14 protein-coding genes are annotated in these 13,411 nt (G+C 66.7%); 12 read left to right on the top strand and 2 right to left on the bottom strand.

Features of this window, described 5'->3' with window-relative positions; genetic code table 11:
- On the bottom strand, positions 1 to 181 hold a 181-nt coding region (locus CA982_RS25615), incomplete at its 3' end, for a helix-turn-helix domain-containing protein (protein WP_144066106.1).
- A gap of 521 nt (positions 182 to 702) precedes the next feature.
- Between CA982_RS25615 and CA982_RS25610 the strand changes: the two genes are divergently transcribed.
- The 5 genes from CA982_RS25610 to CA982_RS25590 all read left to right on the top strand — a co-directional run bounded on the left by CA982_RS25610 (position 703) and on the right by CA982_RS25590 (position 4,999).
- Entirely contained in the window at positions 703 to 1,620 is a 918-nt protein-coding gene (locus CA982_RS25610; protein ID WP_144066129.1) for a TolB family protein, read from the top strand.
- Between the two features lie 190 nt (positions 1,621 to 1,810).
- On the top strand, positions 1,811 to 3,286 hold the full coding sequence (locus CA982_RS25605) for an erythromycin esterase family protein (RefSeq protein ID WP_144066128.1): 1,476 nt from the start codon (positions 1,811 to 1,813) through the stop codon (positions 3,284 to 3,286).
- A gap of 370 nt (positions 3,287 to 3,656) precedes the next feature.
- Positions 3,657 to 4,154: a hypothetical protein gene (locus CA982_RS25600; protein WP_144066127.1), complete on the top strand. Its 498-nt coding sequence runs from the start codon at positions 3,657 to 3,659 to the stop codon at positions 4,152 to 4,154.
- Positions 4,151 to 4,639, top strand: a complete 489-nt coding sequence (locus tag CA982_RS26510; protein WP_144066126.1) for a hypothetical protein — start codon at positions 4,151 to 4,153, stop codon at positions 4,637 to 4,639. The genes CA982_RS25600 and CA982_RS26510 overlap by 4 nt, the downstream gene beginning before the upstream one ends.
- A 63-nt stretch (positions 4,640 to 4,702) precedes the next feature.
- Positions 4,703 to 4,999, top strand: coding sequence for a hypothetical protein (locus CA982_RS25590; protein WP_144066125.1), 297 nt, complete (start codon positions 4,703 to 4,705; stop codon positions 4,997 to 4,999).
- 446 nt (positions 5,000 to 5,445) lie between these two features.
- Here CA982_RS25590 and CA982_RS25580 read toward each other — a convergent pair whose 3' ends face one another.
- Positions 5,446 to 6,177 (bottom strand): hypothetical protein, encoded by a 732-nt coding sequence (locus tag CA982_RS25580; RefSeq protein WP_086537900.1) that lies wholly within the window; start codon positions 6,175 to 6,177, stop codon positions 5,446 to 5,448.
- A 110-nt stretch (positions 6,178 to 6,287) separates the two neighbouring features.
- On the opposite strand from CA982_RS25580, the gene CA982_RS25575 reads away from it, so the two are divergent.
- The 7 genes from CA982_RS25575 (at position 6,288) to CA982_RS25545 (ending at position 13,095) form a co-directional block, all read left to right on the top strand.
- Complete coding sequence (locus tag CA982_RS25575) at positions 6,288 to 6,896, top strand: TetR/AcrR family transcriptional regulator (protein ID WP_244176507.1); 609 nt, start codon at positions 6,288 to 6,290, stop codon at positions 6,894 to 6,896.
- Between the two features lie 111 nt (positions 6,897 to 7,007).
- Positions 7,008 to 8,198 carry a prolyl oligopeptidase family serine peptidase gene (locus tag CA982_RS25570; protein ID WP_425269112.1) on the top strand — a complete coding sequence of 397 codons (1,191 nt, stop codon included), beginning with the start codon at positions 7,008 to 7,010 and terminating at the stop codon, positions 8,196 to 8,198.
- Positions 8,199 to 8,362: 164 nt separating this feature from the next.
- A complete protein-coding gene (locus tag CA982_RS25565; protein ID WP_086537897.1) occupies positions 8,363 to 8,794 on the top strand; it encodes an STAS domain-containing protein in 432 nt (143 codons plus the stop codon).
- Positions 8,795 to 8,863: 69 nt separating this feature from the next.
- Positions 8,864 to 9,268 (top strand): ATP-binding protein, encoded by a 405-nt coding sequence (locus tag CA982_RS25560; protein ID WP_244176506.1) that lies wholly within the window; start codon positions 8,864 to 8,866, stop codon positions 9,266 to 9,268.
- 290 nt (positions 9,269 to 9,558) lie between these two features.
- Complete coding sequence (locus CA982_RS25555) at positions 9,559 to 10,728, top strand: TY-Chap domain-containing protein (RefSeq protein WP_086537907.1); 1,170 nt, start codon at positions 9,559 to 9,561, stop codon at positions 10,726 to 10,728.
- A 143-nt stretch (positions 10,729 to 10,871) separates the two neighbouring features.
- Positions 10,872 to 11,684: a hypothetical protein gene (locus CA982_RS25550; protein ID WP_086537895.1), complete on the top strand. Its 813-nt coding sequence runs from the start codon at positions 10,872 to 10,874 to the stop codon at positions 11,682 to 11,684.
- Between the two features lie 88 nt (positions 11,685 to 11,772).
- Complete coding sequence (locus CA982_RS25545; RefSeq protein ID WP_086537894.1) at positions 11,773 to 13,095, top strand: TY-Chap domain-containing protein; 1,323 nt, start codon at positions 11,773 to 11,775, stop codon at positions 13,093 to 13,095.
- Positions 13,096 to 13,411: the final 316 nt, after the last annotated feature.

Below are 13,411 nucleotides of genomic sequence, written 5' to 3'. Positions count from 1 at the left end.
AGCTGCGGTCGGCCATGCCCGTCGGTCCCTGCTCGCGGTAACGCCGAGCCCATCGCTGGGCGGTGGTCACCGCGACTTGGAATCGTTCAGCGGCACGGCGCAGCGACCAACCGTCCTCAACGATGCAGCGGGCCAGACGCAGACGCCCGGTTTCTGACAATGGGGCATTACGGTGGGACACGAAGACCTCCGAGGATGGGGAGCGTTCCTTAGACAGCTCGCACTCCACTCGGAGGTCTTCTTCATGTCACCACGCCACGCCGTAGGCCGTACCTAACGTCCGTGGTCAGTACAGCTAGTCACCGGCCGCGGCCGGCTTCGTGGTCTAACAGCGCTAACCAGGACACCGTCGGGCAGACCGGCGGGCGCGGCGGTCAGCACCTCCGGCACCATCAACGTGGAGCACTCACCTCGCATGCCCTGCCTGGTTGCATCACGTTTGGCGCTCCGTGGGCCCGATCCGCTGGTCCTGCCGGCCGCTTGCGCTACGTCGGTTAAGACGTTCGGTCATATAAGTGCCCGTGCCCCATGTGATTACACGCGCCGATATTCACTTTGTGCCAAGTAACCTTGACACAGAGTCGAGGCGGCGGCCCCCCGCTGCTCTCTTTCGTAGAGTCGGCGGCTCGCCCGCGCGGCCATGGACGGGCGAACACTACTGCTGCCAGTGACGGATGACACTGTGCTGCTACCGTGTTCGGCATGCATGCCTGGCGGATAGCTCTGGTTGTTGTCGTTGCTGGTGGCTTGGTGGCGGGATGCGCCGACGATGCGCCGCCAGAACGCTCTGCATCCGAGACATCCAAGCCCCCAGCACAGGCGCAGCCTGTCGTGGCTTTCGACGATGGTTTCGGCATCGTTTATGTAATGAACCTCAACGGGTCTGGTCTCGAGCCCATCTCGCCGACGGGCCCGAATCCGGCTGCCGACGGCGTCTATAGCGCAGACGCAACAGTCTCCCCGGATGGCCGCGAAGTGGTGTACTCCGGCAAAGACGGTCTCACCAAGTACACACTGTCAAGCGGTGCAACACATCTGATCCGGGCGGATGCACTCGCAGGCGGCCCCGCCTACTCCGCGGACGGCAAACGAATCGCGTTCCTTAGCGGCCGCACGATTTATGTAATGAACTCCGATGGATCAAACGCGCGGGCGGTGGTGTCTGGAGAGACGCCAGACGACATGGAGTTCACTCCCACAGGCGACGAGCTGATATACAGCAAAAACGGCTACCTCGTGCAGATCCCCATCGCAGGAGGAGAACCTAGGACTGTCCTGCGTGATCGGTTCTTCAATTCCGACCCGGAGTATTCCCCCGACGGCTCAACGCTCGTGTTCGCCAGCAACCGCGGGGGTAACAACGGGTCCGAACTCTACGCCATGCCGGCCAAAGGAGGCGAGATCACATCACTGACCAAAACCTATGCGGTGGACCCGACGTTCTTGCCAGATGGCTCCCGCATCCTCTATACCCGGGCGGTTGACAGCACAAAAGAGCCCGTCAACGATCTCGAGTCATCTCGCCAGTCCCAGGTGGCGTCGATGAACCCCGACGGCACCGATCAGCGGCCACTCACACCTCCGAACCAGGCAGCGCAGAAACCAAGCGCTGGTGGCTAAGGCGCTGGGGACACTCGCTGGACCCCTGACCACGGCGCTGTACAGAAACGTTCCTCGACGAACTCCGTCGTCGACTGCCACGCGGTCACAACATTCGTGTGCTGGGTGTGGATCTGCCGAACTCCCTCACGATCGAGCCGAGCTGCGCGGGTCTGCGCCGGGCAACATCTAGGCGTGAAACCCTCCGCGGGTGACTGCAGCAGGCGGCCACGCTGCGTTGGCCACCGGCACCCGTTGTGCCATCGACTGGCCACGGTGTTGGTGGCGACACCTCCATAGCCAGTCGCTACGATCGAGGGGTGATCGCAAGCATCCTTCTCTGATTCGGCACTGCGTTTGTCCTCGACCGGCACGTCCGGTCTATTTCGCATGCCGTTTTCAATTCAAGGAGTGCTTTTCTATGTCCAACCACTTTCATTGCGCCGCGCCAGCGGCGCCATCCTTCACCGCTGTCGTCTGGGACACGCAGCACCCACTCGCAGACACGAGGCTGCGCGAGCTCGTCTCGGACGCTCAGGTCGTGGGCGTCGGGGAGTCGGCGCACTTCGTCGCTGAGTTCAACGCTGCACGCGCAGGCCTTGTCGAGGCGCTCATCCGGGAGGTCGGCGCCGGCAGCGTCGCTCTCGAGATTGGCCACGACGAGGCGCCTTTGGTTGAGCAGTGGCTCGCGGGAGAGCGGCCTGAGGAGCTGGGGACGCTCGTCGGACCGCTGACCACGGCGCTGTACGGAACGTTCCTCGTCGACCTCCGTCGTCGACTGCCGCGCGGTCACAACATTCGTGTGCTGGGTGTGGATCTGCCGAACTCCCTCACGATCGAGCCGAGCGTCGCGCCGCTAGCCGACATACTCGCCGCTGTCGACCCAGCTGCCGCCGAGCTCGTCGGGTCAACGAGAGAGCTGGCAGGTCAGATCGTTGGGGGCTCTGCCGCGGCCAGCGCCATGTCGTGGCTCGCGCTCGAGCGGTCGGCCCAGGACTCGCTCACGGTGCACCTGGCTCAGCTGCGGGCCCGCGTCCACGCGCTCTGCGTGGTGCATGAGGCCGGCGACGATGCGCATCTGTGGCGACAGGCGAGCGCACTCGCCGACGCGGCCGCGACGACCGACGTCATGCTGCGCGCGATGGCCGATCTCTTCTCGGGCACAGTGCGCGTCGATGATACGACGATCCGCGAGGTGTATGTCGCTCGGCGCATCACCGATGCCGTCGACGCGCTCGATGACGGCGGGCGAATCGCTTACGTTGCGCACAACAACCACGTCCAAAAGACGCCGGTCGTGTTCGACGGTGTGCTGACGGCGCACCCGGCCGGCGGCCTACTCGCCAGCTCTCTCGGCTCCCGCTACAGGTCGATCGCACTGACGCACGCCGACGACCAGGTGCCCGAGATGGTCGTCCCCGCCGCGACCGATGTCGGATTCCGGGTAGAACGCGCGGGCGCCGCTACGATCGGCGAACGCAGCGTCGAAGCCGCGTGCGTCGACGTGCTGAGCACGGCCGATGCGGCCATCGTCTACTGGGAGACAACCGCGGGCACGGACGCCGGGGCTATCCGCATCCGATCGCAGAGCGCGACCACTGACGTCGACACAGAGTCCTTCGACACTGCTCTCGTCTTAGCCTCAGCGACAACTGATGCGGCAGCGACCGCCCTCGGCCTCAACTAACCCAGGCGCGTGCTGGCCGTCGTCGATTCGGCGGCGGCCAGCACTGCGGCGCGATACGTCAGTCGACAACCACCACCGAGGACATCGCACGTCCGCCAGCCATCAACCTGCTGTCATCGTTCCGTGAAGCCGGGCGCCGACAGTGCGTTCACCCCCTGCACACACCCTTCGTCGCTGGTAACGAAAGCTGTGTTGGCACAAACTAATTCGACGATAGTCGGTCCGATGTCAGGTAACCCTGACGGTATCTCATGTCGTGCCTGGTTATCCTGACGTCGTGGCCTGCGGCTGTCTTTCGGTCACACGGGCGACCGTGTGGCGTCGTCTGCGGGACTCAGGCAGATATCCGGACAGTCCGAGTAGGACGTAGGTGAAGACGGCGACACAAGAGGTAGATGTCGCGGCCAGGAACGTTTCGGCGGCGCTGCAATCAGCAGATGCGATAGTGAGCGCGGCGCCGAGTAGTGCATCATCGCCGCGGTCGCCGACGGGTTCGGGGACCCGCCATCCGTCGGCGGTGGTTTTCGACATCTGGTGGGACGCCATCTATGACGCACTTGAGGGCTGGGGGGTTCTGCCTGCTCCGCAGACCATGGACGGTTCCGCAGCCCAGGTCGCACGCGAAGGGCTCCTGTTCGGAGCGTTCTTGATAGACGTTCTGTTCGGGGACAGAATGGTTCCCAACCCCGACACCGTCACCTCCGGCGATCTCGAGACAATCCTCCTCGACCTCGGACTAAGCGCAGATCAGGTTTCACGCTTCAGTGAAATGGATCTTGACGACCGTCTTCGACTCTTGCAGATGATCCTGGACGGCTGGACCGGCCAATTGGGGCCCTACAGCGACTACTCAGGGATCGGCGAATGACAACCCAGCACCCCACCCCGGAGGCCCCAATGCCCTTCTACCTACTCAGCCCAGAGGTACCGGCGAATGCAATGGACGAGGTCTATGCAAATGAACCTCGCACTCCTCTCCGGACAGTGTCGGCGCGGATGGAGTTCGAGTTCCCCCTAAGGACAGAGATCATTACCTCGGTTGGAACATATGCGGTCACCGAGGAGCTGGCCGAAGCAATGGACGAGGCCGGACTCACCGGGTACCGGCTGGGACCGTGCACCACCAGCATCGCCCCCTGGGTCGAAGACCCAGACGCCATCGGCGAACTACCGCCATTGCACTGCCTCGACATCTGGGGCATACCCCTCGAACACGACCTCGGAATTCGAACCAAAGGAAGCGAACTCATCGTCTCCCAGCGCGCCTACGACCTCATCTGCGACCGCAACCCCTCACTCATCGAGTTCTCCAATCGCGTCGATGAACACGGCAACACCATCTACAAGGTTTAACTTGTTGTGACAGAACCTTACTGGCATTTCCGCATGGGAATGAGTGCACGAGACTGGCGCAGCGTGATCACCGAAGCCGCCACCCTCCTCGACGACACCTGGCACATCATCGGCACCGGCCGACGCACCTACCTACTACGCACACCCGTCGAATGGTGGGTGCAATACCTCTCCTACGAAAACACCGCCGCCGGGCGCCTCATCGGCTACCAAGCCTTCCTCGGCCGCCCATTAGCAGCACTCCAAAGCGGCGACAAGGGCGTCACCAGCAGCGACTACATTCTGCCCGGCGAACCACAGCCACGCAGCGACCCTGGCGCCACCCCCCATCTGACTGAGGTGGTCACAACCGTCGTCTGACCATGGCCGACCAGGCAGCACATCAACTCCTCATCGAAACGCGTGCGGGTCCTGCGCGCGCCAGGATGTTCGCTCCTGGTTTCGGGGTGACGGCCGGCTCAATCATCGACGAGTCACGCCGAGTCCGTGAGAGTTGTTGTCCCTCAAGATAGTTGAAGTTTCGACAATAGATACTACGACAGCTGGGTGAAGCCACCATCGAGGTCACTGCCGGACCGTGTCCATTGGCCGTCGAAGCCGTAGACAAAGCCGATCCACATCCCCTCGGTGCGCTGCCTGTCGGGGTGGGTGGCGAGGGCGGGTTTGAACCAACCCGGCGCGACGTCGCGGAGGTCGTAGCTCGACCGTCTGCAATGCCATACCGTTGCGCGTCTCTGTCGGGATCGTCCGACCCAGCGTATTGCCGCGAGCACTCGTTCCGACGGCCGAACTCACCCGCCTCGACCTCAGCCGAGCGCGGCTTCGATCCAGTTGGAGAACTCACATGCCAGGTGCCATCGATGCCCGCTGACCATGACGGGCATGGTCGGTAGCGGGAATTCGACAGTCAAGAACGCCTCGAAACCGCCCGGGATGTCGCGGAACTGGTGGCGGACACCGCCGATCGATCGACCGCTCCTGATGTCCTTGGCGGTTCCCGCTATCTGATGTGGGTAGTCCGGATGTGCAGGCGTGACAAGCCCATCGGAGTCGGTGTAGTCGACCAGGAACGCTGCTGTCAGCGGACTGCCGCCGGTTGTCTCGATGACCTCTTGGCGTCCATCGGCATCGGTACGGATGACGAAGCGGTCCGGACACGCCCGCAGCATGGCCGGCTCGTTGGACTGCACGGTCTGTTCGCGAAACCATGCGACGAAGTCATCGGCCCTACCGCCGGTCACCGCGAGACGCGCGACGCTGACCCGGCGGTGGGAGCTGACCGCGGCTTGGGCCCGCGCCAGCGGTCCCGAGATCCGGGGGTCTCGGCCGAGCCGCTCGACGAGCATTTCACCACCGAGCTCTAGTTTGGCGTGCAGGAGCGCTTCTCGCCGTACCTCGATATCCCCCGCGGTCGGCACCGGAACACCGATTCGCCGCGCCGCCTTCCCGATTCGACGGTCCTCCCACGCGAGCACCTGCTCGCGACGCAGGAGCCGACCGCCCACCGTCGCGTCGATGGATACAGCGCTCGTTCGCACGGCGACCCCTTAACGCTACAATTCTTAGTGTTAGCGTGACAGTAGAGCGTCCCTCGCATCAGGTCAACCGCCTTCGCGAGCCGACCAGGAAGCCGACCACGAAGGACGACATGCCCGATCACGGCAGCGACACCACATCCCCCGATATCGCCCGTCGTCCTGGCGGCCGCACGGCCCGTGTTCGGCGCGACGTGCTCGACGCGACGTTGCGACACATCGCCGATCGGGGACTCGACGGACTCACCGTCGCCACCATCGCCTCGGCGGCCGGCGTCGCTCAGACCACCGTGTACCGCCGGTGGCCGACACCGCCGTCGCTCGTCGCCGATGCCCTCGAGGATCTGGCGGAGGCGCGCAACCCGATGCCCGACACCGGCAGTCTTCGCCGCGATCTCCACCAGCTGGCAGAGCAGATCGCGGGCCTGTTGTCAGAACCGGCGATCGCCCGCCTCCTCGGCAGCTCGCTGGCCCTGTCGAGCGATCCCGAGGTCGATTCGGCGCGCATGTTGTTCTGGGATCACCGCTTCCAGCTGTCGCAACCACTTGTGGATCGCGCAATCAGTCGTGGAGAGATCCGCACGGACGCCCACCCTCGCGAAGTGATCGAAACTCTCGTCGCGCCGCTCTACTTCCGGCTCCTCGTCACAAACCAACCGATCGGCGCCGACCTGATCGACCGTTGCGTGGACACCGCCATGGCCGTGTATGGACACAACTAGGTCCCAGGCGCGACTCCAAGACGCCCGTCCCCGCACACCGCAATGCCTGAGCGAGAATGGTTTACCCGAGCAGATCGACGGCGACGACCCGGTCGCAGTACGGTGTGGACCGTGACTCGATGGCATCGCAAGGTTCTGGCATTCGCCGCGTGTGCGGCGGTCGTGATCGGGAGTGCCGGCGCGGCCGGGACCCTCACCGCAGGTACGGCGATCGCCTCGCCGGCGACCCTCGGCGACACCGGTTCGGTCGTCTCGTCGCGGCCGCTCGCATCGCAGTTCTGGGTGCCCGGCTCCGCCGACGCCACCGTCCTGACCTACGTCACCACCGATGCGTTCGGCCACAAGGCGCTGAGCACCGGGACCGTCTTCATCCCGAAGGGCACCGCTCCGCCCGGCGGCTGGCCGGTGGTCTCGTGGGCCCACGGCACCTCCGGGATCGGCGACGACTGCGCGCCCTCGGTCCGGGGACCCGGTCTCCCCGAGCGCGATCTGCCGTACCTGGCCAGGTGGATGCAGCAGGGGTACGCGATCGTCGCCAGCGACTACGCCGGCCTGGGCACCCCTGGTCTGCACGCTTACCTCGACGGCCGGACAACGGCCCACAACGTCGTCCACATGGTGCGCGCAGGTCGGGAGTTCTCCTCGACTCTTCCTGTCGCGCAGCGATTGTCGCGCTCCTGGGCGGCGGTCGGACAGTCGCAGGGTGGCGGCGCGGCGATCTACACGGCGCGCTATGCCACCGAGTTCGGGGGTTCCGCACTCGACTACCGCGGCGCCGTGGGCACCGGCACGCCCGCCTACATAGAACGATTGGTGCAGATCGCCGGCCCGGGCGTACCGCCGGTGGCGATCACCCCGTCGCTGACCGCTTACCTCAGCTACATCACCGCAGGTCTCCGGTACGCGCACCCCGAACTCGGCATCGATCGCATCCTCACGCCGACCGGCCGGAAGTACGTGGCCCTCGCCGAGACCCAGTGTGTCGGCGAGTTCGAGGAGCAGCTCCGGGGAGTCTCCGTCGGCGACTACTTCTCGGCACCGCTGACCAGCCTGCCGAAGTTCTCGGCAACCCTCGCCGAGTACCTCGGCATGCCCGAAAAGGGGTTCGACAAACCGTTTTTCATGGGCCACGGCCTGCTGGACACGGACGTGCCCTATCCCACCACCGCGGCGTATGCGGCGGCGCTGACGGCCAACGGCCAGCCGGTGACCTTCCGGACCTATCCGAGTGATCACAGCGGAACGCTGGTCCGGTCGCAAGCCGACACCATCCCGTTCCTCAACCGGCTGTTCGGCAAGTAGTCGCATCGTTCCGGCTCCCGGGAATTTCGCGCACCCCGGTACCGTCGCGGCGTCGTCTCGTGGCACGATGGACTGCACCGGTTGAGCAGCTGCCGTCATACATTTCGCCGGGACGGGGCCGCGAGTCGGCCTGCAGAAGTCCCCCGTAGAGAGGGCCACCACCGATGCAGGCAGAACATCCTGACGCCGTGATCGTCGACGACAGTGGCCTGAGTGCCGGCCGCGCCCTGATGAGTGTGGTGTCCGCAGCCCACGAGCAACTGGTGATCCTGACCGTGGAGGGCAGCATCGACGTGCTCACCGCTCCGCAATTGTCCGACGCGGTCTCTCAGGCACTGAGCGGGCAGCCGGACGGCCTGATCATCGACCTGACCACCACCGAGTTCCTGGCCTCGGCCGGGATGGCAGCGCTCGTCGCCGCACACGAGGCCATCGCGCCCAGGGGGATGTTCGGGGTCGTGGCGGCCGGCCCGGCGACCACCCGGCCCCTCACCATCATGGGGCTCGACCAGACGATGGTCCTCTACCCGACACTCGACGACGCGGTCACGGCCATGACCACCACAGAGGGGCTGGCCGACCGTCCCGCTGGATAGACGCAGATGGTCCGGATCTCATCGGCCCACCGGCCTCCCGAGCACCCCGACGGTGGCCTCACACTCTCCGTGACAGCCACCCCCGAGTCCGCCTACCGTTTCCGGCAGCTGTTCGCGCAGTGGCTGGACGCGACGGTCAGCGTGGACGCCGAACGCCGCAGCGACATCGTCCTCGCGGTCTACGAGGCGGTGGCCAACGCGGCCGAACACGCGTATCCCGCCGACGCGCACTCGGGCAGCCCGGCGTCCGGCACCCCGTCCGGTGCCATCGAGGTCCGCGCGCACACGACGCGCGAAGAGTCACTGGAAGTCACCGTCACCGACGCGGGGCGCTGGAAATCCGATGCCTCGTCGTCGCCGTATCGCGGGCGCGGGCTCGCGCTGATCTCGGCGCTCAGCGACGCATCGGACGTGTCCAGCGGGCCCGGCGGGACCTCGGTGACGCTGACCTGGCATCAACCGCTCAGCGTCTGAGCCCGTCCGCTCTCGTAGCGGTGTCCCCAGCGCTGGGGACACAAGCACTCGTTGTCGGTTGACAACCTGTGCCTGAGTCAGCCAGGTCGCCGACCTAGGAGTACGGTTCGGTCAAAGAGTTCGTCGTGGGTCTGTTCAACCGACCAAGTCTGTCGGCCAGGTCACTTAATCTGAACTCCGAAGGCGGGTTCGGGGCCGGCCGTCGAACAGCTCGGTGGAGCGTGCTCCCGATCCTGACATCGCTGCACAATGCGCATGCACGTCAGCGCACGAGGAAGGGAGTCGTCGACATGACCGACTTCACCGTGGACTCGAACATCGACGACGCCTGGCGGACGTTCGCCTTGCACGTCGGCGATCGCCTGTCGCATCTCGAGCCGGGCGAGACCCTCACGATCCAGCAGGACCCGATGATCCCGGAGGGTCCGCACGGGACGCTGCGGTTCGCGATCACCGGTTCGCGCCGGCTGCGATGCACGATCGTCGACACCGACCTCCATCCCACCCCGGAGTACTTCGCCGAACACCTGGGACTGCTCGCCGACCTCGGGTGGCGGCGTCTGCGCAACGGCACCCACATCTTCGAGGTGGGCCGACGCCGCGTGGATCAGCTCGCGCACGTGACGGTGTTGACGCTGCGACAGGTCTGGGAGGTCGTGCACCCCGCGTTCCTCGACCATTCCCCCGCCGCTCGCCCCGAACCCCGGATCGAGGTCGCGGTCCAGCCCTTCGACGCCGACCATCTGCGCGCGTTGCTCGTCGGCTCGCTCGAGGATCTCACCGGTTGCCGCATCCAGACCGACGCCGACGGTGACATCGCCCTGCCCACCAAGCCTGTCTCGTCGTGGCTGAGTCCGCGCAGCGACGCACCGCGCCTCGAGTTCTTCGCTCGCCTGGCCGGCGACATCACCGACCGCCGGCGCGCCGCCGACATCGTGGCCGCCCAGCCGACCATGGGTTCCGCGGTGCGTGTGCACCTGCTCGAGGACGAGGTCTTCGCGACGTTGACCGTCGAATGCGCGGTCTTCCACCCGCACAACCTCAGTTCGGCCCTGGCCGAGTGGTTCTCGTTCCTGGCCGACTGCGCGCCGTCCGTCATCGCCAAGGTCGGCGAGGACACACCCTTGACCGCGCGGAACGACGGCCGGCTCCCCGACGCCCTACAGACCCTGCTCGAGCTCGATCCGGACGGCCGGTCGTTGAGCGCCCGCGAGGTCGCCAAGATCTGCCGCTACAACCAGGCCGACATCCTCTCCTACATCCACACCAGTGAAGAGCAGCACCTGACGTGGCGGCGCTCGGCGGTCGACGCAGCCGCCGCGTCGGACGCGGTGGAGGCCGATGCCTGTCGCCACGAGGCCGACGCCTGGAAGGCGACCACGCACAACCTGCGGGCCGCTCTCCGCGTCGTCGTACTGTCCGACGACGACACCGCGGACAGCAGCTCGACGGCCAAGTGATCCCGGCAAATCGGTATCCGAATCATCGGTGAACGTAGTCTGCGCGGACGATTTTCGACGCCGCCCATCGCGCCGGCGGCCGGCGAGGCGTTCAATTATTTAGGCCACCCTCAGCGGTTCGCGTCACCGATCGGAGCCCCCGCATGGCCATCACCACGGATCGCGGCGCGCTCACGTTCACCTTCCCCGAACTCGGTCGCGATGCGCGCTTGCACGTCACGTTCCAACGAACGCTGCGGACCCCCGACCCGGTCGGACGATGCGGCTCGGCCGGCGGCGACGGCGCCCTGCGCCTCGCTCAGGGCTCACCCGACGGCGACGCGCACGCGACCATCCCCATGTGGCAGTCCGAGGCGACCTGGCTGGACTTCTCCTCGCCGCACCTACATCCGTTCCTGGTGATGGTCGGCGTGGACGGCATCAACGCGATCAGCGGTGAGCCCTTCACCGGTGTGCCGGACTTCGACGCCGGCGACTACCTGGAGGTCCCCACGCAACCGTCGCTCGCCTCCCATCGGGGGCCGGTCGGCGGCGCGTTCGACGACCGGCAGTTCCTCGCCCCCTCGACGCACACCGTCGGGGACGGCGGCCGACTCGGAACGCTCGTGCAGCTGATCGTCGTCCCGATGCGCGCCGACGCCTGGACCCGACGCCGCCGCCACCTGCCGTCGGCTCCCGGCACGTGCGTGCTCTGCGACATCTCGCGAGTCGAACAGGCCCGTATACGTCCCCGCCTGACCGCGCCGCGCGTGACGGGTCCGCTCGAGTCCGCCGACACCTGGCATCCCACGATGTCGGACGCCGCCGCAGTCCGGATCGTCAACTCGATCACGTGGAAGTCGCTCACCGGGGAACTTGTGCCACGCGCCGCCCTGACGAGCGCCGATTACGCCGCCCACGACCTCCCCTGGCACCCCGTCTACGGCGAGACGGTCGAGCACTCGGCGCCCCTGTAGTTCTGTCGCGGGTGTCGCCCCGGGTGTCCGCTCCACGTCGTACTATTCGGATCCGGTCCGCGTACGTCCCGTCCAGGAGGAACCCCACATGTCCCCCGATTTCGACGCCGTCCTCGAGGCGGCCTGGCGGGACTTCGCCGACACTCTCGCGGTCCGGGTGCCACGCCTCCTGCCGGGTCAGAGCCTCGCCATCGTCGAGGCCGCCGCCGGGGGCTGGCGCCGGCGAATGACCTTCGCAGTGGCCGGATCCCTCGGGTCGACCGAACGTCTGCGCTGCACCATCTCCGCGGGCGACCTCACCTGGACCGACAAGGACCGGTGGATGCGACAGGCGGCCTACATCGTCGACCGCGGTTGGTGTCGGCTCGAGGGCCGCAGCGCCTTCTGCTTCGAGGTCCGTCCCCACCGTTTCACCGACCTCGCGGACGCCGCCGTGCGGGCGTTACGCGAGGTGTGGGGAGTCATCCATCCGTCGTTCGTCAGCATCGGCGACCCGTCCTTCGCCCGCCACCATTCACCCCTGCCCGCAGACGATCTCGACACCGACACCGACCGAGGCCGGCCGGTGTCGGGCGGAGCGGCCGCAGACGATCTCGACGACGCCGTCCGCGCCACCGACGCCGACACACTCCGGTTCACCGCGCCGGCCCGTTTCGTCGACGCCCCCGTGGAGGGCGGGGTGGTCCCGCAGTCGAAGGACCATCTCGTCGAACTGGTCCGCGCCGCCATGACCGCGGCGGGACGTCCCGCGGTGGTCAGTCCGCGAAAGGCCATCTTCCTGCGATCCGCCGGCACCTCGCTCCTGCGACCCACCCGCGACGCACGCTCGCTGGAGATCGTGACCATCCTCAGTTCGTCGGTGCCGGCGCCCTCGTTGCTCGGGATGGTCGTCGCGGAGTTCTCGCCGCGGTGGCCCGAGGTCGCGGTGGTCGTGCGCAATGGGCTCGTCTACGCCCAACGCCGGATCGACGTCGCGGTGTTCAATCCCGCGAATCTCGATGCCGCCCTTCGCCGTTGGGATGACTTCGCCCGGTCGGCCCGCGGCGAGATGATCAGGCGGCTCGACAGCAGCCCGAAACTCGACCAGCGCCGACGCGGCGATCGCTTGCCCGGCGCCCTACTCGGTCTCCTGCGGGTCAACCAGAAGCTCGACAACACGCTGTCCCCGACGACCGTCCTCGCGGCGTGCCACCAGGACCGCGAACGCGTGCACGAGTTCTTCGACATCTGCGCCGCCGAGATGCGCGAGTGGATGGACAATCTCACGACGGCCCGCAAAGCCGAACTCGGCGACGAGGAGATCGCGCTGTGCGAGGCCGAGCACCAGGCCTACGCCCGCGTCGCCCGCTTGCTCCTCACTGCCATGGACCTCGCCGATGGGGCCTCGCCCGGAGCCGCGCCGGGGGCGTGACCCGGTCCTCCCGCCTCCGCTCCCTGAGGATCGCCCGGAGCTTGCGGAGGGCGCGTGACCCCCTACTCCCTGAGGAGTGCCCGGAGATTGCGGAGGGCGCGCAACCCCCTGCTCCCTGAGGAGCGTCCGGAGCTTGCGGAGGGCGCGTCACGAAGGGTCCGGCGACCGAGGTTGCGAGACCCTTCGTGACGCTCGCAAGCTCGCTCCTCAGGGAGCAGGGTGTGACGCTCGCAAGCTCGCTCCTCAGGGAGCAGGGTGTAACACTCGCAAGCGACCCCCCTCCGCCCCCTGAGGTGCGGGGAGCGCAAGCGACCCC

The organism is Gordonia lacunae (assembly GCF_002149015.1).
GTDB lineage: Bacteria > Actinomycetota > Actinomycetes > Mycobacteriales > Mycobacteriaceae > Gordonia > Gordonia lacunae.
Note: the sequence above shows the minus strand (reverse complement) of the source record. Positions and strands in the feature narration are given on the sequence as shown.